This window comes from Absiella sp. AM29-15, assembly GCF_003434225.1.
GTDB lineage: Bacteria > Bacillota_I > Bacilli_A > Erysipelotrichales > Erysipelotrichaceae > Hoskinsella > Hoskinsella hominis.
Genome location: NZ_QVFL01000021.1, coordinates 22,996 through 46,276 on the forward strand (window position 1 = coordinate 22,996; position 23,281 = coordinate 46,276).

Annotated in this window: 15 protein-coding genes and 1 riboswitch; of the genes, 6 read left to right on the forward strand and 9 right to left on the reverse strand. The window is 36.4% G+C overall.

What is annotated here, in order from left to right; genetic code table 11:
- Positions 1–12: 12 nt before the first annotated feature.
- The 6 genes from rihC to DW761_RS18045 all read right to left on the reverse strand — a co-directional run bounded on the left by rihC (position 13) and on the right by DW761_RS18045 (position 10,811).
- Positions 13–933 carry a ribonucleoside hydrolase RihC gene (gene rihC / locus DW761_RS18020; protein ID WP_117518976.1) on the reverse strand — a complete coding sequence of 307 codons (921 nt, stop codon included), beginning with the start codon at positions 931–933 and terminating at the stop codon, positions 13–15.
- On the reverse strand, positions 926–1,852 hold the full coding sequence (rbsK, locus tag DW761_RS18025) for a ribokinase (protein ID WP_117518977.1): 927 nt from the start codon (positions 1,850–1,852) through the stop codon (positions 926–928). The genes rihC and rbsK overlap by 8 nt, the downstream gene beginning before the upstream one ends.
- The gene (locus DW761_RS18030) at positions 1,849–2,280 is read right to left on the reverse strand and encodes a GNAT family N-acetyltransferase (RefSeq protein ID WP_117454477.1); all 432 of its coding nucleotides are present in this window, start codon (positions 2,278–2,280) and stop codon (positions 1,849–1,851) included. The genes rbsK and DW761_RS18030 overlap by 4 nt, the downstream gene beginning before the upstream one ends.
- Before the next feature lie 181 nt (positions 2,281–2,461).
- Positions 2,462–3,964: an RNA-binding domain-containing protein gene (locus tag DW761_RS18035; RefSeq protein ID WP_117454478.1), complete on the reverse strand. Its 1,503-nt coding sequence runs from the start codon at positions 3,962–3,964 to the stop codon at positions 2,462–2,464.
- 337 nt (positions 3,965–4,301) lie between these two features.
- Entirely contained in the window at positions 4,302–5,612 is a 1,311-nt protein-coding gene (gene thiC, locus DW761_RS18040; protein WP_117518978.1) for a phosphomethylpyrimidine synthase ThiC, read from the reverse strand.
- Positions 5,613–5,688: 76 nt separating this feature from the next.
- Positions 5,689–5,796, reverse strand: a riboswitch (TPP riboswitch).
- Positions 5,797–5,849: 53 nt separating this feature from the next.
- The gene (locus tag DW761_RS18045; protein ID WP_117518979.1) at positions 5,850–10,811 is read right to left on the reverse strand and encodes a diguanylate cyclase domain-containing protein; all 4,962 of its coding nucleotides are present in this window, start codon (positions 10,809–10,811) and stop codon (positions 5,850–5,852) included.
- 297 nt (positions 10,812–11,108) lie between these two features.
- Here DW761_RS18045 and DW761_RS21080 point away from each other — a divergent pair, with 297 nt between their 5' ends.
- The 6 genes from DW761_RS21080 to DW761_RS18080 all read left to right on the forward strand — a co-directional run bounded on the left by DW761_RS21080 (position 11,109) and on the right by DW761_RS18080 (position 18,185).
- A complete protein-coding gene (locus DW761_RS21080; RefSeq protein WP_158553846.1) occupies positions 11,109–12,512 on the forward strand; it encodes a BclA C-terminal domain-containing protein in 1,404 nt (467 codons plus the stop codon).
- Between the two features lie 449 nt (positions 12,513–12,961).
- Positions 12,962–14,872 carry a diguanylate cyclase domain-containing protein gene (locus DW761_RS18060; protein WP_117518981.1) on the forward strand — a complete coding sequence of 637 codons (1,911 nt, stop codon included), beginning with the start codon at positions 12,962–12,964 and terminating at the stop codon, positions 14,870–14,872.
- A gap of 35 nt (positions 14,873–14,907) precedes the next feature.
- Positions 14,908–15,369, forward strand: a complete 462-nt coding sequence (locus DW761_RS18065; RefSeq protein WP_117518982.1) for an RrF2 family transcriptional regulator — start codon at positions 14,908–14,910, stop codon at positions 15,367–15,369.
- A 127-nt stretch (positions 15,370–15,496) separates the two neighbouring features.
- The gene (locus DW761_RS18070) at positions 15,497–16,780 is read left to right on the forward strand and encodes an O-acetylhomoserine aminocarboxypropyltransferase/cysteine synthase family protein (RefSeq protein ID WP_117518983.1); all 1,284 of its coding nucleotides are present in this window, start codon (positions 15,497–15,499) and stop codon (positions 16,778–16,780) included.
- Between the two features lie 57 nt (positions 16,781–16,837).
- Positions 16,838–17,575 (forward strand): collagen-like triple helix repeat-containing protein, encoded by a 738-nt coding sequence (locus DW761_RS21780; protein ID WP_147323335.1) that lies wholly within the window; start codon positions 16,838–16,840, stop codon positions 17,573–17,575.
- Between the two features lie 112 nt (positions 17,576–17,687).
- Positions 17,688–18,185 carry a CarD family transcriptional regulator gene (locus DW761_RS18080; protein ID WP_117454696.1) on the forward strand — a complete coding sequence of 166 codons (498 nt, stop codon included), beginning with the start codon at positions 17,688–17,690 and terminating at the stop codon, positions 18,183–18,185.
- Between the two features lie 41 nt (positions 18,186–18,226).
- Here DW761_RS18080 and DW761_RS18085 read toward each other — a convergent pair whose 3' ends face one another.
- From DW761_RS18085 to DW761_RS18095, 3 genes are read right to left on the reverse strand one after another with little or no spacing between them, the layout of a single operon-like run.
- The gene (locus DW761_RS18085; RefSeq protein WP_117454697.1) at positions 18,227–18,523 is read right to left on the reverse strand and encodes a hypothetical protein; all 297 of its coding nucleotides are present in this window, start codon (positions 18,521–18,523) and stop codon (positions 18,227–18,229) included.
- Between the two features lie 18 nt (positions 18,524–18,541).
- Positions 18,542–20,908, reverse strand: coding sequence for a DUF2207 family protein (locus DW761_RS18090; protein ID WP_158553847.1), 2,367 nt, complete (start codon positions 20,906–20,908; stop codon positions 18,542–18,544).
- Positions 20,898–23,276: a DUF2207 family protein gene (locus DW761_RS18095; protein ID WP_147323336.1), complete on the reverse strand. Its 2,379-nt coding sequence runs from the start codon at positions 23,274–23,276 to the stop codon at positions 20,898–20,900. Before DW761_RS18095 ends, DW761_RS18090 begins: the two co-directional genes overlap by 11 nt.
- Positions 23,277–23,281 lie beyond the last annotated feature (5 nt).

Consider the following 23,281-nt stretch of genomic DNA (forward strand, 5'->3'; position numbering starts at 1 on the left):
CTCCTCTTTTGATTAAATACACTTCTGTATAGAGTCCACAAACCATTGACGGAATGCATCCTGATCAATATCCAGACATACGGTCGCATTCGCATCTTGGTGTAAGTACCCTTTCAAATCTACTACTGTACATCCAGCTGTCATACTGCCCGCAAGCTCAACATCCAGATATGTTTCTTCAGCGGTAAACATTTCTGGTGCCAACAGATAAGCAATCGCACTGCTGTCATACATTTTTAATCCCGTATTGAAACTTCCCCCACGATATTTCTTAAACAGACAATATGCCATTGCACCTGTCTTATTCATATCTTTAATACGTTCACTATCCTGTGGCAATACCAATGCCTTTAATCCAACATCCAAACCTACCATGGTAAGTTTTACTCCACTGTGGAAAACCATATGTGCAGCTTCAGGATCCAGTGCTACATTAAATTCAGACATAACCCCTTTATTTCCTCTGCTGGCACTTCCACCCATCATAACGATTTCACGAATGTTTTTCTTTACTTCTGGATATGTTTTCAACAATAATGCAATATTGGTAAGTGGTGCAATTGGTACTAGTGTCACTGGTTCAGCACTTTCCATAATGACTTTACGCATTGCATCTACTGCATTTTCTTTGATAGCGCTTATCGTTGGCTCTTCAAAATCAAAGCCTTCCATACCGCTCTTTCCATGTACGTTGCTGGCATCCTCATAAGGACGAATCAATGGACTATCCGCACCCATTGCGACAGGGATATCTTCTCTTTCAAAATATTTCAATAAACGTAATGCATTATAGGTTACTTTATCCAGGCCTACATTACCTGCCACGGTCGTGATCAGTTTCACATCCAGTTCATCAGAGAATAATGCAATTGCGATTGCTAATGCATCATCAATACCTGGATCTGTGTCAATAATTATCGGTCTTTTATTCATGTTTTTTCTCCTCCTTGAAATATGACTCAACTTCTTCTGTATACGGAATGGATACCTGCGCGCCACGTCTTGTGACTGTGATGGCAGCTACCTTTGTCGAAAATTCCAGTGCTTCTTTTACTGGCATATCCTTCGCAAGACATGCACACAAAGCACCGATATAAGAATCGCCTGCGCCTGTGGTATCCACTGTTTCAACTTTACGGCTATCCACAAATACTGGCGTATCTTCCATTTGGGTGATACTTCCATGAGCACCTAATGTGATAATTGCTTTAGCGCCTCTGTTTTCAAATGCTTGTAAACCTTTGATGCAGGACTCATCATCATTAGGATAGATACCAGTTAATAACTGACATTCACTTTGATTTACCACGATCAGATCTAAGTAGTTATATAAATCCTCTTCCAATACTCTTGCCGGTGCTGGATTTAAAATCGTATATAAACCTTTTTTCTTCGCATAGCGAATAGAAGCATCTACTACCTGAAAATCATTTTCCAACTGTGTTAAGAAGATATCTCCTTCTTCTGCGATTGCATCTAAACGTTCCTTTACCATAGAAAAGGTTAAAGTATGATTCGCACCATTTCCTAAGATGATACGATTATCATGATCACAACAGATAATCACCGCAACCCCTGTAGAATCAAATTTAGAAATACTGATATCGTCTGTACACACACCATATTCCTTTAATTTATTTAAAATCTCCTGACCAAAGATATCATTTCCAACATTTGCAATCATTCTTGTATCGGCGCCAAGTTTTGCGGCTGCGACTGCCTGGTTGCCACCTTTTCCACCTGGATTGATCAAGAAATCATATCCGTTGATGGTTTCCCCTTTCTTTGGCATATAATCACTGTTGATACTTAAATCCATATTTAAACTTCCAAGTACGATTACCTTTTTCATGCGATCACCTCATTCTTATCAAAATATTTTAACATGCCTGGTCCTAAGCCTTCACTTGGTCTTTTCACAAATCCATATTTTTCATAAAATTCCACACAGCATGGCGTAGACATCAGACCAATGTATGCCCCCTGACATGCCTTCTTTGCGATGTATTGAAACATGCTTTTCATTAAAAGCTTTCCAATCTTCATCTTCTGATAGTCTGGATCAACAACCACATCTTTAATGAAGAAAACGATACGATCATCCCCAACAATTCTTGAAATTGCGATTGGTTTGTCATCATCATAAATGACAACTGTATAGATAGAGTTATGAAGTGCTACAACAACATCATCATACGCATATTCTTTAAAGTCTACTTTTTTTCTTAAGCTGATATAGATATCTGGTGTTAAAGCGTTATCTCTTATTTCTAAATTCATGTTCTCACCTCAGTTTGATAAAACGTTTTATCTATCTTGCACAATTATCCTAACACGTGATGAAAGCGTTGTCAATACTTTTGACAAAACGTTTTATCATTTCTTTGTAAGCTTTTACAGAAACTGTTGGCACTCCAACAGTTTTACATTTTTTTCAACAAAAAAAAGCAATGGCGATAATTCATTGCTTTTTTCGTTCTAAAAATATTGTTCTTGAAATAGTAGTTTTTGATATCTTTTTTTTCGTAATTAAATCATTAATACATTCTTTAAATGTTTTTGATGGATTTCCTGTATATCCTAAACTCTTATAAAGTTCTTTTAAAGACATGATATCCGTACCTAATTCTTTTAATATTGCTTTTTCTAATTCTTCTCTGGTTCTTTTCGTTTTTGCAATTTGCACACCATTATCTAAAGCATCCGATTTTCTTTCTTTAAAAGTTTCATGTATTGGTAAAATCACGGAAAAAAATGATCGTTCTTTATCGGTTAGGAAAATCGGCAATGGCGATTTATTCGCTTTTATCGCCTTTAATGCTGTAGGAATACCAGTATTTCTTCCCTCAATCAAATGCAATTCCTTTAAAAAATCTCCTATTCGCCTATTTCGATATCTACGTGTTCGCATATGAAATGTTTTTATGTCTTTATCACTAATTGACCTATCGGGACCAGGAGCATTTGTTATTTCAATCGATTCTTTTTCAATCCTCACAGTAACCGGTTCATTTATTTGATATGATTTATGATATACTGCATTTGAAAGAAATTCTTCAATCGCTGAGTAGCTATAATTGGTATATCGTTCTGCTTCAGCTTTATCTTCAACCTTAAATACCTTTTCAGCAATAACATTATTTTTTATGTATGCCAAAGCACTTTTTAATTGTTGATGTATTGGTCCTTTAAAAATCCTTTCCTCCATACCTTGTCCTGTTGGATCAGGTATGTTTACTACCTCGATTTGTGTATAGGGAAAAAATCTCTCTGGTGCATCATTAAAAAATAACAAGCCAACATTTAAGGGTCTATAATACTCTTTAGGCCCGTTTGCAATTCTCAAATCATTTGCTAACTTCTCTAATTCCATAGTATCAACCGTTTCTATTAAAGAACTTTCTACTTCTCTTAAATAGTCTTTAATAATTTCACGTTTTAAATCGCTTATCTCAGCATTCATATTCATACGATCATCAAAGGGAACGTTATGGGATAATGATATTAATTCTTTTACATCAGCATTAGAAGCAACAATTGTACTAGATAATTTTCTAATATAATATAATTTTTCACTGTTTTTTGATGTAGGAACTTTGGGACATTGGTATGGTCTTTCATAACCACCAGGTACCCAAATAAGTAAAAGCAAAGCATTTTCATAATAGACTGGTTGCGTGACAGGAATATAAACAGGTCTTATATATTTACAAAATTGTAAAATACTTTTTTGAATTGAATCAATAGAATCTGGATTCAATCCTTTAATTGGTCTTTTAATTACACCATTTTTTTCTTCAATTCCTATAATAATATAGCCTCCACCCCAATTATCTATATCATTAGCAAATGCACTTATAGTTTTTAAGGTTGTGTCTGGATTCCAGCCTTCCTTAAATTCAATCCTGGCCCATTCAACAATATTTCTCTCCATTAAAGAATCAATTGTAATTGGTATTGACATAATTTCCTCCCATCCGTTTTTAATTTCTTTAAACGATTTATCGACGACTTATCGACGACTTATCGACGACTTATCGACGACTTATCAACGACTTATCAACGACTAATTTTTATCAAAATACGCTATTTTAAAGGCTTTTTGACCGATAACCATATTTTTTCATCGACGACTTATCGACGACTTATCGACGACTTATCGACGACTTATCGACGACTTACATTATATTCAATAGTATAACACGTTTAATCATAAAAAAAATGATTAATTCAAATATTTTAATTCACTTCCCTATAACATTCTATAGAAAAACATCGCCGAAATCGACGATGTTTTCTCATTATTCTTCTTCCATGATATCCACGTTTTCCCCATTTAGTATCTTATTCATATTACGAATTGCACACATTTTTCCACACATTGTACATGTATCTTCTCTTTCTGGTGTGCTGTCTTTACGATATCGTCTTGCTTTTTCAGGATCAATCGCTGTTTCAAACATGGTTTCCCAATCCAGATTTCTTCTTGCCATTGCCATTTTGTGATCCCAGTCAATCGCACCTTTAACACCTTTGGCAACATCTGCCGCATGTGCTGCGATTTTACTTGCGATAATACCTTCTTTTACATCATTCACATCTGGTAAACGCAGGTGTTCAGCCGGTGTTACATAACATAGGAAACTTGCGCCATAAGTAGCCGCAATGGCACCACCAATCGCTGCCGTGATATGATCATAACCTGGTGCAACATCTGTAACAATAGGTCCTAATACGTAGAATGGTGCGCCTTTACAAATGGTATTCTGAATTTCCATATTTGCCTGAATCTGATTTAAAGGCATATGACCTGGTCCTTCAATCATGACCTGAACATCTTTTTCCCATGCCCGTTTTGTTAGTTCCCCTAATGTCACAAGTTCTTCGATCTGAGAAATATCAGAACCATCTTCAATACAGCCAGGGCGACATGCATCGCCTAAACTTAAAGTAACATCATATTTCTGGCAGATATCCAGCACTTCATCAAATCGTTCATAGAATGGATTTTCATTCCCTGTTATTTCCATCCATGCGAAAATGATAGAGCCGCCTCTGGATACAATGTTTGTGATACGTTTATTGTCTTTAAAGCGTTGTGCTGTACGTTTGTTTATTCCACAATGGATGGTCATAAAATCTACACCATCTTCTGCGTGCATACGAAATACATCCAGCCATTCCTGTGTTGTGATATCTTTTAATGCCTTATTGTAGTAAACGACTGCATCATAAATTGGCACAGTTCCTAATATTGCTGGACATTCTTTTGTCAGCTTTCTTCTAAATGTTTGTGTATCCCCAAAAGAGCTTAAATCCATGATAGCTTCTGCGCCCATGTTTACGGCACTTTTGACTTTTTCCATTTCCATATCCAAATCTAAACAGTCTTTGCTTGTGCCCAGATTGACATTGATTTTTGTTTTTAGCATTCTGCCAATTCCATAAGGTTTTAAACAGGTATGGTTTTTATTTGCCGGAATGACAATTTGTCCTTTCGCAACATAATCGCGTACCTCTTCTACATCCATCTGTTCATAGGCTGCGACAGCTTTCATTTCTTTTGTGATCACGTTGTTTCTAGCAGCGTTCATTTGTGTTGTGTATTCCATTTTCTTCCTCCTAAAAAAAGCTGAACGCCTGCTACGGTGTCAGCTTTTGCTTAGTAAATTTATATCGTGGATTACACTTTCGTCACAATAAAATCCCTTCGCCGGCATTACCCGTATCAGGTTCAGTGGGTCAGGATCTTTATTGATCCAATCTCAGCCATCATTGGCACCCCATTTTTTGTACGTATTTATTAGACCATACATAAACCAATAAGTCAATGTAAATTTTACAATATACTATTCTGCGTAAATATAATATTGATTCTTTCCATTTAATTTTGCACGATATAAAGCTTTATCTGCTTTCTCATATAAGACTTGCAGATTCATTCCATGCATTGGTGCTGTGGCAACGCCAATGGATATATAAACATTTTCATTTCCCTGAAGGGTACAGCATTTCGCAAGACTGTTTTGAATAGCATTGATTTTTTGTTTAATGGCATCTAATTGTTGATATTTCATCAGAACTAAGAATTCATCTCCACCATAACGGCAGAAGATATCTCCATTACCCATATGCGTCATAATCACGGAGGCGATTTCACGTAATACACGATCTCCCTGTAAATGCCCATATTGGTCGTTGATTTGTTTAAAATCATCAAGATCAATCATCATCAATGCATATTTCTGCTTACTGCTGCATAACACAAGTGCATTACGCATCATTAATTCACCCATACGACGATTATAAATACCTGTCAAAGAATCAAACTGTGCATATTTTTTTTCTTCTTTTGCCAGTGTTTCCTTTTCTACTTGTTTACTGATATTTTGAAGATATCCTATTACTTTGATCAATTCACCATTTTCATCAAAGATAGGCTCACAGGTTAATTTTACCCAGCGATGAAGATTGCTAAATAACATGACTTCTATAATTTCTTCGTTGAATTTATGTTTTAAGATTTTATTTTTCAACAATTCCAGACTTTTACATCCAGAATATCGATTATAATCACGTTTTAAGAAATCACTCAGAATATAGTTATTATAATTCTTTACTGCGTTATTGGGATTCATCGTACAGATTTGTTTTAATCCATCTTCATTGATTGTCAGAATATCTCGTTTCGCTTCATATTCCCAAACACTTAGATTTGCCTGATGGATAATGCTTTCATACATCTGCTGGGTGATATTTAATTCTTGTTCCTTATTGATAAGTGCTGTCGCATCCATCATAATTCCATAATACAAAAGATCTCCTTCATATAATCCTCTGTTCATCGCAATCATATGAATATAGCGGGTTTCTTTGTTTTTCGTGATACTGCGAAACATCAGATCAATATCCTGTTTGGTTTTTCTTGCGTTGAAAATTGCTTCATGAACCATCTTTTTATCTCTTGGATCTGTAAAGCAGGTACCTTTGGTTTCTATGATCTGCTGTTTATATTCTTCATGGGAATAACCCATGGTTTTTGAAAGGTTAAAACTATAGAAATATATTTCGTTATTCTCTATACAGAAAACATCTCCTGGTGTATTTGCGACAATGGTTTCCAGTTTCTGTTTCATATTGATAATGTCTGTGATATCTTCAATGATACCTGCAAAGAAACATTCGTTATCTTCGATGATGATTCGTGTTTGATCACGTACCCAGATAATTCCATTGGCTGTATATAATCGGTATTCTCCCGTAAATAATCCTTGATTGCCACGAGAGTAACGTACTGTTTCACGCATGAGCTCTCGATCGGCAGGATATATCAGATTGATGTATTTATTATCAAAGTTTAGCTCCAGTTCTTCTTTGGTGTATCCAATCATATCAAGGAATCGATCAGATACATGTTTAATTGGAAAATCTGGTTTATCGTAACATTGATGATAGCCTCCTGGTACCAGAGAATTTAAAAGGTTGATATCTTCCTGGGCTTTTCTTAATTCCATCTGTGTATTCATTTTTTCACTGATATCGATACAATAAGAAATTACCGCAAGCTGATCATTTTCAGCCTTAATCACCCTTCCTCTATTAATGACCCATAATAAGGAATTGTTTTTACGTACCATACGATAGTTTACTGTATATTCGTAGCCTTCATAAAAGTTATCCCCAATATCTCTTTTTACCCGGTTGCGATCTTCTATATAGATTGTGTTCATTAATTTACCATTGATCCCATCATAAAAATCCTGATAGGAATCAAATCCCAGTAAACTGATGATTTCATCATTTGCGAAATACAGGGTAAAACCTTCATCACAATAACCAGCGATAATACCACCACTCATAGAATTTGCGAACAGATAAGCTGCATATTCTTTATTTTTCATTGCTAAGGATACTTTAGAGCCTTTTGCATTGGAAATACCCAAAATACTTTGAAGTACATTTTGTGAATCCAACAGTTCTTTTTCTTGCTTCTTAATGGCCGTCACATCTGTACACAGGGTATCATAGATATCCACACCTTCTTCAGAGCCAGCATAGTGTACACTGATTTCCAGCCATAGAATACTGCCATCTTTTGCGACATCTCTAAATTCTATGCCTTCATGCTCCGCCCATTTCATAGGGTTTGTCATGATATCCATTACCCGTTTACGATCCTCTTCATAAATCAGGGTATGACTGCCATCTACCGCAATCAGTTCTCGATACTCTGCTTTATCATAGCCATGTTGCGCTGCTAAGCCCGCACATACCACATGACGGGAAACGATCTTGTTGTCTTTGACTTTAAATTCAAGCACATCGCCTGGAATCGTATCTAAAAGACGCAGCATTCCATTTTTCAGATTTACCATTTCACTGTAATCAGAGATTGCGCCATAGAATAACTTACTGTTGCCCTGGGTACGCAGGAAGAATAAGCGCATATGCATCCACATGAGTTCGCCATTTAAACGGTAACGGCGGAATACGCCGCTTGCGCCCAGCATTGGTGATTTTTCCGCATTATGGAATATTTCCATCACCATTGGCACATCATCAGGATGAATCTGTTTTAAGATATTTTCTTTTCGTTCATTTAAATCGACGGAATTACAACCGGTAATATGATAATACGTATTATTGACCATACGAATTTCTAACTTATCTCCATCAATCAGTTCATATAAAGCAATACCACCCAGTAAATTATTTAACATCGCTTCGCTGGTAATATCCTTATGAAACAGATCATCCAGCTGTATCGTAGGCAGTTTCTTTGCTAATATGCCACGTGTATCTATTTTGTCTTTTTGATTTAATAAGCTGATAAAATCTTTGGTAGACATAGGTTTATAGTAATAATAGCCTTGTACATATTCACAATCCAAACTTAATAGATTCTCAATTTGTTTTTGTGTTTCCACACCCTCTGCAATTAAACGTAGACCAAGCCATTTTCCCATTTGAACGATAGATTCCAATATGCCAGAACCTTTCATTTCACTAATTTCATTCATCTCCAGAAATTTCATATCAATTTTTAAGACATCTACTTCCATATCCTTCAACATATTCAAGGAAGAATAACCACTACCAAAATCATCCATTAATACAATGAAGCCTGCTTTTCTTAATTCTGTCACTGATTCAATCAGAGAATCATAATTCTCTGTATATGCACTTTCTGTTATTTCTATTTCTAAAATATTGGCTGGCAATTCATATTTTTTTATTAATTCTAAAAATACTTCCGTAATATGATATTGATAAATATCCATACGGGAAACATTGACAGATATTGGCACTACTTCCAGATTAGCCTTGATACGCTCATGCAGCAGCTTACAAACATGTTCCCACACATAATAGTCCAGCTTGGATATAAAGCCGCTGGATTCTAATATTGGAATAAATGATAATGGCGCAAGCATTCCTTTTTGAGGATGATTCCATCTGACTAAGGCTTCCGCACCAATGATTTTATTGGTTCTTGCGTTACATTGTGGCTGATAATAGACTTCAAATTCTTCATTTTCTAAGCCATGTTTTACCCCAAACAAAATCTCCTGTTCATTTTCCAGTTTCTGTTTCATCGTCCCATTATAAAAAGCTACACGTGTTGCATAATTGCCTTTAACACTGTTTAATGCCAAAGTAGCTCGATCACACATTAATGTGACGGATATATCATGATCTTCGATGATATAGATGCCACCTGTAGGAAGGAATTTTACATCACTTGCATATCCCTGCATCCATGCAAAGATTTCTTTTTCTATCACTTTCACATTACAATATTTTTCAGGCAGTAACATCATAAAATCATCGCCGCCAAAGCGTGCCCCAATTCCACGACAGGTTCCTGTTTTACTTTTAATTTTTTCTGCGATATAAATCAACAGCTTATCGCCTTCTTCTGTACCATACCAGTCATTGAATAATTTAAAATGTTCGATATCGATATTCACGATACCATAAGATTGATCTTTTTCTTCTTTTAAACGTTCTCTTACCATTTTGTGAAATGTAGATGCATTATAAAGACCTGTTAGTGGATCTAGCATCTGATATAAAGCATTTTCTGCAGTTGTTTGTTCAACGACATATTGCCTTTCCGCATCAATTACAAATAATAAGCACATCTGCTGTTCTAACAGCTTTGTCACCGGTGTGATATAAAAAGACATCCAGCGATATTCATCTTTATTGTATAAAACACGGAATTCTTTATTGATAAAGCCCATATGTTCTAAGCGCTGGTTCATTGTGGCAAGATAAAAAAAGTCCATAAACTCCTTCTGGTCATGTGGATGTATAGATTTATAGCATATCGTCTGAATAAAGTTATCCAGATTTCCTTCTGTAGCGATTTTATTATCTTCTTCTAAATATAAAGACGTATATGTATGCTTCTTTAAATTTAATTCAAAAGCTTCCTCGTAATTGGCTTCTTTATTCATTTTCAGATTTACGATATGCTGTGCATTTAATACGGATTTTAATGAGATTAAAACACAGTTCCCCTCTTTTGGCCATTGTACATGAATCATATTATAGATCAGCCAGCGTTTTAATTCAGGATAGTACAACATAAAATTACTGGTTGTCTGTGTACGAATGAGATGGTTTAGATGAATTGGACAATCCCGACAAGGCGTATGCTGCATACGTAAAGAGCTAAAGCATTGTTCCCCCATTCTACAAAGAGGAAAATTATATTTTATCCCCTCATCCATATACACGATATGGTAATCTTCATTGATTACAAAAACACCCTCTTGAAAATCCTTGTACTGCTGCTTACCCATAATATAGGCCTCCGTTCTGGTCTTTAATTCTAGATTATGATTTGCTTACAACTCCCTATGTCACATTTACATCACTGTTTCTTATTATAATAATTTTACCACTATTTTGAGTGGTGTGTATAAATTTAAAAAAGTTTTTTGCAGATTTTACTATAAACTTTTTTATTCTATATGTTTTCGTTCAAATGAGGAGAAATGTAACAATGAAAATTTATTTTTTATTTTCTTTTTGGGTGTTTGCCTGCTCTCTTAGGAAATCTGATTCATATCATAGACTGAAATAAATGAGGTGAAAATATGAATTTTGATGATGCATATTATGATGAAAACGACTATGATAACGAACCATATTATGATGAAAATGCTTCGCAATGTTGTGAACCATGTGCAGTACGCAATGATGATTGTTGCGGCTGTTGTCGAGGACCAAGAGGATTTCGAGGAGCAACAGGTGCCACAGGAGCAACCGGTGCCACTGGCGCAACGGGTCCTGGTGTAGGTGCGACAGGGCCTACAGGAAACACTGGTGCCACTGGGGCGACTGGGCCTACGGGGGCTGATGGAGCAACGGGGCCAACAGGACCTAGAGGAATCACGGGAGCAACAGGGGCAACTGGAGCTTCTGGTATCACTGGGGCAACAGGTGCAACGGGCGCAAATGGTGCAACGGGGCCTACGGGTGTTCAAGGAATTCAGGGTAACATTGGACCAACGGGGGCTACAGGTAATACTGGGGCTACTGGTATCCAAGGTGCAACGGGTCCAACGGGGGCTAGAGGAAATACCGGAGCAGATGGTTTGCCAGGAATCACAGGGGCAACAGGGGCAACTGGAGTAACGGGAGCAACTGGTGCCACAGGACCAACAGGTGCGACAGGTAGTACAGGAGCAGATGGCAATACTGGGGCAACAGGACCAGCTGGCTTAATTGGGCCTACAGGTGCAACAGGGCTTGCGGGTGAAATCGGGCCTACTGGAAATACGGGGGCAACGGGGCCTACTGGACTTACAGGTAGTACAGGGGTAACCGGTGCCACTGGTTTAACAGGTGCCACAGGGCCTACAGGTAATACTGGATCTACCGGATTAACTGGTGATACAGGACCAACAGGCGCAACTGGTTTAACGGGAGCGACAGGCCCTACCGGAAATACTGGGGCGTCTGGTTTAGATGGGGCAACCGGGCCTACAGGCATCACAGGTGCTACAGGAATCACTGGTGCAACAGGTGCGACAGGTGCTACTGGGCCGGCAGGAGCAGGTGGAGGTTTATTGGCATATGGTGGAAAATACAATGCTACACCACAGACCTTAAGTCTGATTGTTGGTTCTACTACAACCCTTCCATTACCTGTGACGATGCCAGCAAACAATGTAACAACATCAACTGCGAATGCCTTAACCATCAATGAAACCGGAGTTTATGAAATCAACTATATGTTTAATGCATCTGCTTCTTTAGGGGCAGCAGTTACTTTAGCTGTAAGAAGAAATGGTGCTGCCATTGCCAGTACACAGGAAACACATTTACTTGCTGTTGGTATAGAATCCATTTACTCTGGCAGTGTTATTGAAAGCTTAAGTGCAGGAGATGTCATTACGATGGCTGTTTCTGCCTTATTAGCATTAACATTAACGCTGGGAACAGGTGTAAGTGTCACCTTAACAGTAAAGCGATTAGATGATGCAGGCATAGAATAAAAACAGGCTGAATATTCAGTCTGTTTTCTTACATATATTATTTTGATTTCAAGGTAACATCTCCATTATGTGAAGGATCAAAGTCATAAAAAACATGTTCCAACAAGCTGCATACAAGTACCGTTACAATAGCTTCTATGATATACATGTATTCAAAATTTGGTATGACAAGCCATCTTTTTACTATATAATCCATCGCACAATATATAACAAAGCAACCAATACAAAATATCAAAGTCCGTACATATTTGTTTATTTTCATTTGAATCCCTCCCTGTATTAGGCTTTTTCTAACTCTATAGTAACATATAGTTGATTGAAATAACTACATTAATCAAAAAATTCTAATAGATTTCACTTTTCCACCATTTATATCTGGATTATTTTACAAATTTCATCCAAATTACGATATAATATAATATATATGTCACAGGATAGGGGGGATTGTCATGCAGAAACTGTTTACACGTTATATCAGTATTGTAATTATGATTTCCAGTGTGATCATCTCGATCATCGCATGGCAGTCTTTAGAAAGTATCGAAATCGTTACAGCTGAAAATACCATGAAACAGCGTTTAACTCAGTTATGTGAAAAATTTGACAGCAACAAGAATGAATTGGAAACTTTAACAAATAATCTACATAAAGATTATCTTACCCGTGCATATGCTTTTGCCTATATCGTTCAAAAAAATCCTGAGGTCATTAACAGTTTATCGGAATTAGAAAAAATCAAAGACTTACTTCAGGTGGATGAATTACATGTTATAGATAAAAACGGAATTCTGATAGCAGGAAGCATTCCAAAATATATCGGGATGGATTTTCGCAGTACCAAGCAAACAAGTGAATTTCTTCAGATATTAGATCATAAAACAGATGAGTTAATTCAAAAGATACAACCTAATGGCGCTGAAAAGAAAGTCTTTCAATATATCGGTGTTAGACGACAGGATGAAGAAGGAATCATACAGATTGGGATATCTCCTACCACATTGCTGGAAGCACAAAAGCGTAATGAAATCCCTTATGTTCTTGACAATCTACAATTAGGACATGATTTGAATATCGTTTGTGTAAATAAAGATAATGAAAAAATTGCTTATACTGGAATGGATGAAAAAGAAGCCTCTACATGGAAGCTTACTTATGACGCACATGAACAATTCAATGATGGAGGTACCTATACATGGAATAATGAAAAACATTATGTTATGAGTACCACTTATGATGATATGGCAATTTTTGCGATGATGCCCCAACATGAAGTATTTGCGGACAGAAACTCTCAAATGGGGATCATTGTTATTTGTATGGTCGTTGTTTCTATCATTACCATCCTTGTATTAAATTTATTGATAAAAAAGAATATTACTAATGGAATTAAAGAATTATCCTCAAACCTTCACCGTATCAGTAACGGTGAACTGGATACCGTAGTCAGCGTTGATACTACACCAGAATTTCAACAGATCAGCAGTGATATCAATAAAATGGTACAAAGTATTTTGAATACCACCGTCAAAGTATCTAAAATCATTGATATCATTGATATGCCTATCGGTGTTTTTGAAATGCGAAAAGAAGGCGACATCGTACTTGTGAACGATCGTTTGAAGCATATTATGCTGTGGAGTGATGAAGAAGCTGAAGCATACTTTAAAGATAAGGCACTCTTTTTATCAAAGCTGAAAGAAATCACAAACCATGAACAACTGGATGATGCTTATCGTATACATAAATCACCAGATCTTTGGGTCAGATTGTATTTCAGCAGTGATGATGACAGCTTCTATGGGATTATTACGGATGTGACAAAAGAAATCAAAGAAAAGAAAAATATCGAATATCAGCGTGATCATGATAATCTAACAGGATTAAATAATATGCATCATTTTAAAGAAATGATTTCACGTATTACGTATCAAAAGCACCATCAACAAGCACTTATTATGCTGGATTTGGATCATTTCAAAAATATCAATGATACCTTTGGACATGATTGGGGCGATATTTATTTACAGAAAATTGCTATGGCATTGAATGCATTAGAGAATGATCACTGTATAACAGCACGTCGTTCGGGAGATGAATTCTGTATCTTCTTTTATCATTTTGAGAATCAGGCAATGATTCGAGAAATAATGCATCAATTCTATCATGATTTATCTATGAAACTGATTACCTTCCCTGATGGCACAAAAAAAGCAATCAGTATTTCTGCAGGACTGTCCTGGTGTAATCAAAACGATACGATAGATGTATGGTTAAAACAGGCAGATATTGCTTTATATGATTCTAAGCATCGAAAACGCGGGGCATTAAGTGAATTCAAAGAAGATGGTCTTTGCAAGTAGGATTCTCTCCTGTATAATGAAGATTAGGTGATGTTATGAAAATTTCTACAAAAGGACGTTATGCTTTACGTATCATGCTGGAGCTGGCAAAGAAAGACCCTGATGTATATGTTCCTTTGAAGCAAATATCTAAAAATCAATGTTTATCTGAGAAGTATTTAGAAAGCATTATCAAGAAACTTGTGGATGCGGGATATGTACAGGGAATACGTGGAAAAGGCGGCGGTTATCGTCTAACAATGGCACCAGATCATTACACAGCAGGGATGATTTTAAGACTTGTGGAAGGCAGTCTTGCTCCTGTATCCTGTCTGGAAAGTAAAGAAAACACCTGTCCCCGTGCAAAGTCTTGTGAAACCCTTCCCATGTGGGAAGAGCTTTATCAAATGATAAATTCCTACTTTGATGGTATTACACTACAAAGTCTGTTAAATCAGCGAACTGATATTGATGCATTGTCAGATACCATGGATGATTATCCTTGTGAAAAGCTATGAGATTCCTATGAAATATATAGGAATCTTTATTTTTCTTTAATTACCTATTGACTTGGTGGGTTGATAGGAATATAATTCCAATAACCTATTAAAACAGTAGGATAAATAGAAAGTGAGGGGCTTATATATGAAAAATACCTATCGATTTGAAACTATACAGATTCACGCAGGACAAGAACATCCTGATCCTTATACCGATGCCAGAGCGGTACCTATTTACGCCACAACCTCTTATGTTTTTAAAGATTCTCATCAGGCAGCCGCAAGATTTAATCTGAAGGAGGAGGGAAATATTTATACTCGTTTAATGAATCCAACTTCCAGTGTCTTTGAGGAAAGAATGGCAGCGTTAGAAGGTGGAAAAGCAGCCTTGGCGACGGCTTCTGGTTCTGCGGCAATTGATCTTGCGATAAGAAACATCGCAAAAGCAGGTGATCATATCGTTTCCAGTAATACGGTATATGGTGGTACCTTCAACCTGTTTGCCAACACCTTAACCGAAGGTGGTATCACCACAACTTTTGTGGATGGACAACAGCCGGATAACTTTGAAAAGGCAATTCAGGAAAACACAAAAGCAATCTTTTTGGAATCCCTTGGAAATCCAAATTCTGATATCATTGATTTAGAAGCCGTAAGTGAGATTGCACATGCACATGGTATTCCCGTAATTGTGGACAACACTTTTGCGACTCCATATCTTTTTCAGCCATTAAAACATGGCGCAGACATTGTTGTACATTCTGCCACTAAATTTATTGGTGGTCATGGCACAGTCATGGGTGGAGTCATCATTGATGGTGGTCACTTCGATTGGAGTCAAAATGATAAATTTCCTGGTATTACACAACCAAATCCATCTTATCATGGTGTAATCTTTCATGAAGCTTGTGGAGATATTGCTTATATTATGAAAATCCGTACAACCTTAATGCGTGATCAGGGTGCTTGTATATCACCTTTTCATTCCTTTTTATTGTTGCAGGGATTAGAAACATTGTCATTAAGAGTGGAACGTCATGTGGAAAATGCATGCAAGGTGGTAAACTATCTTTCTCAACATCCAATGGTTAAAAAAATACATCATCCTTCCCAATCTACAGGATATCAAAAAGCATTATATGAGCGGTATTATCCACAGGGTGGTGCATCTATTTTTACTTTTGAAATTAACGGTACTGAGGAACAGGCAAAAAAATTCAGTGAATCATTGAAGCTGTTTTCCCTGTTAGCCAATGTCGCAGATGTGAAATCGCTTGTGATTCATCCTGCCTCTACCACGCATTCTCAGATGAGTAAAGAAGACTTAAAGAAAGCAGGAATAACGCCAACAACCATTCGTTTATCCATTGGTACAGAACACATTGACGATATCATAGAGGATCTGCATCAGGCCTTTGAACAAATATAGTTTTTCACACTATACGCTGGTTGTTTTTCTTTCATATCTTACAATGGAGATGATAGAATGACAACATGTTATCGTGATTGCTGGTGCTGTACCCCATGTTGTATCACAGGTCCAACCGGGCCAACTGGTCCAATGGGCAATACTGGTCCTACTGGAAATACAGGCGCAACTGGTGCTGATGGGCAACGAGGTGCGACAGGTAATACTGGTGCTACAGGTGCTACCGGAAGAGATGGAATCACTGGTGCAACCGGAGTCACTGGAGCTACTGGAAGAGATGGAAATACCGGACCTACTGGTCCAATGGGAAATACAGGGCCAACAGGAAATACAGGTGCTACTGGAAATACAGGGCCTACTGGAAATACAGGTGTAACGGGTGCTACAGGTACCCTTCCCCAACAAAGCTTTGCTTCATATTTTGATATTCAGGATTTATACACTAATGGTGCTTTGATTCCCATGCGACCATTAGTAACTGATATCACAGACAATATAACACAGACTTCCGATACAACACTTATATTACAGCCTGGATATTATCTAATCAATTATCATGTATCTGCGATTCTTGCGACCCCGGGATTTATGCAGATCACACCTTCTTATAACGGTCAATCCCATATTGAAACTGGGTTTTATTTTAAGACAACAGACAACGCACAAACTGCAATCGGCTCTGCTTCATTAATTGCTTTTGTTTCACAACCATCAAATTTCACGCTCACTTATAACAGTAATGTGAATAGTACGGAAGGTACCTTGACGATTTCATTATTAAAGCTTGCACGTTAGTAAATACGATGCGCATATATCCAATCAAAAAAACTTCCTCTTACAAAAAACATATAAAAATGTTACAATGAAGACAGGGCTTCATTTAAAAAATAAAGCAGGAGGTGGATGTATGTTTCAAATTGGCGATGAAATATCTTATACAAACAAAGGCATTTTCCAAGTTAAAGAGATTATAAACAAACGCAATCGAAAAAGAGAAGTAGAAAGCTGGTATGTATTGCACAGTATCAATAACGATGTAGAAACAAGTATTACAACCCCTGTCACAAATCCAAACCTTCGATTGATGATGAGTAAAGAAGACATTCTGCAGTTGATCGAAGATATGCCCACATTAGAAACGGTCTGGAGTGATGATCGACATGTTCGTGAAGATCGTTTTGAAAAGATGTTAAATAGTGGAGATATCAGACAATGGGCCACAATGTCCAAAACGATATACGAAATGAAAAAACAGAAAGAAATAAATAAGAAAAACATTTCCGAACGTGATAAGTTCTTCTTTGATCGAGGTGAAAATTTATTATTTGATGAAATATCTTTATGTCTTCATATTAAACGTGATGACGTTCATGATTTTATATATTCTAAACACCCTGTATCATAAAAAATACTGTATACATATCAACGTATACAGTATTTTTTTTCTTAGGAATTCATATTTTGTAAATTCTTTTTTGCGTTTTCTATTTCTTCAGATAAAGCATCATCATACAATGTTTCCAATGTGTTTTGATGTTCTACCAAATATTCAAAATGTTCTTTTGCTGATGCATAATCTTCTAGTTCACAATATACTTCCCCTAAAATACCATGTGCTCTTGCACAGGCAAGCATATTTTCACCAGCCTGCTCGATACAGTTTTTTAAACAAGTGATTGCATCGTTTTCTCTTCCTTTATCCATAAGGATCATCGCTTTATATATTTGTTGATCAAAATTCATAATATTCTCCTTTTAAAATTACCAGCCATGGCTTCCACCACCGCCGCTTCCTCCACCAACAGAACCACCATGAAATCCAGATGAACCAGAAGTAACTCCTGTGGATGAGGAATGCATTGTCTTTTTCATATCATACTCCATATTTTGTACGATATGTGCTATCGCCATATAATGGAATGCCTGTGTACCTTCATACCAATCAGGCTTTGGCAAGGTAAGATCTTTAAACTTATCCATCCAGATATCACTCACGTGTAATACCTGTGCATAAGGCAATACGTGGTAATAATATGCAGGATCTTCCTGCAGCATCATTTCCAATTGATCTTTTTGCGCTGTTTCTATGAACTCTTTAAATCCCAGCAAAGAAGATAACAACTGTTTACGATACGTACTATCCTTATGGATACCATTTGCGATAAACCATAAGATCAGGGTTGCAAGACACATAATCAAAAGCATCATATTTATTTCCACAGCAAGACTCCATATCAATAATACAATCATAAAGATAAATAATGCGAAAAAGAATCTTCTATGTAATGGTTTATGATTTTTCTTTGCCCTTCGACTTAATAGATAAAAGCTCAATAATAAAGGAAGTATTACCATAAATGGTATTAATGTTTGTATAACCTTTGAAATATCTCCATATACATCATAAATCTTAAAAAACAAATAGATGATAAGCGGCACAAAGGATAAACAAATACACAGTTTTCTTACTACCTCTATTTTAGGATCACGTAAGGCGTATTTCCCTTGATAATACTTTATAATTTCATCATTTGCGTTCATGATATCATCATAGAAATGATAAGTCAGATCTTCTTTTTTCACATATCCATCATGTCCATGTGAGAACATACGCTGAAACAGTTTTTGTTCATAAGGCAAGGCCTGTGCATCTATATCTTTTACTTTTTCAAATGCATAGGAATCCTTCGTTTGATAGATTTTTATATATCCTCGATCTGCCCAATAAAATATAAGAGAGGTAATATCTTTTTCTGAGAGCTTCATATCAATTACATATCCTGCCTGTGCACTGTTTAAACCAACAGGGGGATGAAAGTTTATTGGGGTAATCAGATTTCTTGTTTTACATATAAAACGTAAGATGATCATACCTATCAATAATGGGATTGCAAGATATAATCCCATATTAGAAGTAAAGGTATCTCTGTGAAAATATGTTGTATTCATAGGTACCAGCACTGTATATAAATCGTTATTTATGAGTGGTTGGGTTGTTGTTAGGATTAAGGTACCATCTTTTTCTTCTTTTTGAATCATATCAGCCTTATTTCCTGAACCATTATGCTGGATGCGCATAGAAATATCTGGAATATATGGCATATCCAATACACATATATATTCATTAATACGGGTATGCATATCCTGATCGTTCATGGTGAGTGTTTGCGCATTTTTCATTAAATGGTAAGGATGTACTTGATAACGTATCGTAATGGTGTGTGTTCCCTTTTCTAAATAAAGGTCTATCTGATTTATAAAGTCACTATACTTTCCACCCTCAACACTTAAATCTTTTATACTATACGTATTGTTTTTCCATTTCTGATGAATAAGTGGCATACGATATGTTTGATGATCGATAATGCTTTCATAAGTAAATGTCTGTGTTACATTAAAATCCTCTGCTTCATCTACTTTCACTTCTGTTTTCATTTGTTGAATGGTGAAAGGATATGGATAAACAGGGGCTTTAGAAAATGTAGCTTCCTGAAATCTTAAATGGGCAGTAATACCCATTTGAGCATCCAGCTTTTGTGATGCATCAATGATTAGTTGATTACCTGATGTCGTTGCTGTGGTGTAAGGATTACTTGTAGAGCCACGCTTTCCAGATGTAACGTGGAATTCCTCCAGCTGTTCTTCTTTAGGGAAACTGATCTGGGCATGAAATTTCTTCACTTCTGTATCATAGTTATCTCCCAATACATTTATATATGCATCATCATACAGAGGATCATCATCCTGATAATGTGTTAATGTATAACTTAATACAATTTCTTTTTTACCCTTTACCAGTTGTTCACGATCTCCGATCGTTACCTGCATAAGATCTGAGCTTTGCTGTATATGATAAGGCATTCCTTCTACTTTTACATCTTTGATTCCTACATCTTCTACTTGACTTTCTTTCGGTATATCACGAATGATTCCATGCATTTCTTTTTGAAAATCGATCACCATATGTTCTTCTACATGATATTCTTTTTCTTCATTAATCGTAACGATAACATTTAATTCATCATATACATATCCAGCTTCCTCGTTTGCTTCTATGATTGGAAATTCAATAGAGAAAAGACATAATAGAAAACAAATGATAATACGATATAATTTCTTACCAGCCATGGCTTCCACCACCACCGCTTCCACTTCCGGTACCAGAACCACCTGATGAAGAAGATGTAGAAGAAGTATGATTATTTTCAGGGCTTGCACATGCATCTTTCATATCGGATTGTATATCTTTCATGATATCATACATCATACGATGCTCATATCGTTCATCCCCATCATACCATGTTGGCGATGGCACAACGATATTTTCAAACTTATGAATCCACATATCACTGACATGCAATACCTGGGCGTATGGAAGAATATGATAGTAATATTCTGGATCTTCTTCCAATAACATTTCCAATCGGTCTTTTTCTGTGGTCTTTAAGAATTCCTGGAAACCAAGGAGTGAAGATAACATTTCTGAACGATAATCGCTGTTTTTACGAATACCTTTCGCAATCATGAATAAAACAATAGATAAAATAGGTGCTGCCAGCATCATCATGTCAAAATCATAAACGATCACAAAGAAAATACCACCAATCACATAAATAAACAATTCTAGCCAATATGTCATTACAGGAACATCTATTTTATATGGCTTATGAGGTTTTTTACTAATCAACACCATCAATAACGACAAAATCCATGGAATTACACTGATCGCAAGAATACCCATTGCCAATGTATGATTTTCACTTATCTGCTTAACACAATCATAAAGATATAAACTTAATGGAAAAATACTTGTGGTAATACATAAAGAACGAACAGCATATGCTTTTGGATCATCCAATCCTTTCTTTCCATCATAGATATCCATAAGTTCTCTGCTTGCTTGTTCCACATCACGATAAAAACGATATTTCAGATCACTCTTTCCTACAAGTCCGCCTTTTCCATAAGAGAACATTTTCTCAAATAATTTTACTTCATAAAATGGCGCACTTGTGGATGGGGCAGCGTTTCTTTCAAACAAATAGCCATGTTCACTATAATGGATGCTTAAATACCCTTTATCTGCCCAATAAAATATTAATGATGCGACATCATTATAAGTTAATTTCTCATCAATGACATAACCTGCTTCCGCACTGTTCATACCCTTTGGTGGATAGAAATTTACAGGAGCGATTGGTGTTTCTTTACGATATTTCACAAAACGAAGGAATAAATATAAAATCAATAAACCTGCGGATAATCCAAGCATGAGAATACGCATCATAGAAGATGTGCGCTGATATACACCATCGTTTATTTTCAACATAATGCCATAGCTTGCCCCATGTTTGATTACATCTGTTGTTTCTACATCCATTGTATGATCGTTCACACTTGTTTTGATAAATGAAGTATCCAAATCAGAACCATCTCGTTTTAATAGGATGGCTGCATTCGGTGTATCCGGTGTTGTAATTGCGATTTTAGAATGCTCAATATATGTATCCTGTTCCTCATTGTTCAGCTTCAGATATAGCTCATTTTTATATACACGATGTGGATGAATGCGATAAGACAGCTTCACCGTGCCACTACTTTTCTGTGTTCTGATCCATGCGCCACTATCTGTATAATCATAATCCCCATCTGTTTCTATTTTTACATCTGTGACATCATAATCTGCCACCTCCCAGTCATCACAAATAAATGGTATCTGTATATTTGCAAGGGATTTTGATGTGTCATATGTTAATTGTTCCTCCACCTGTATATTCTGTTTTTCATCTATGGTGATATGTTTTGATTGATCACGTATCACATAAGAATACTCATATTGTGGAGCATTGGGAAAGATTCCATTTTCAAAATGAAGTTTTGCGCTAATGCCGATGCCACTTCCAACATATCGCTGACTATCCACAATCAGGTGATTTCCCTGCTGAGTAAATGTGGTATATTCATTATCCGTACTGCCATTTTCCCCTGATGTTACCTGAATATCTTTCAGCTTTTCTTTATTTGGGAATTCAATATCTCCATGAAATGCTTTAACATCTGCATCATAATCCGTTCCCAACAAATTGATATGAATGAAATCTTCCTTGGGATCATCATCCTGATAATGCGCAAGTGTATAGGTAAGTGTGATTTCTTTTGTTCCCTGAATTTCATTATCTGGATCCTCAATTTTTATCGCAAAGCCATCCGCAGTGATTTCCTTCGTAAATGGCATCCCTGTAACGGATATATCTTTTACATTCCATGCTTCATATCCATTGTTCATAGGAATATCACGAATAATTCCATGCATTGGGCTCATAAAATGAATGACCATCTTCTCACTCACTTTATATTCTCGACGATCATTTACTTCTACATGTACATCTAAAGATTCATATTCATATCCTGCTGATGCTTTGACAGGCACGACAAAAGAACATAACATCATCGCAACCAGACAGATACAACTACATATTTGTATAAACTTTTTCATATTGA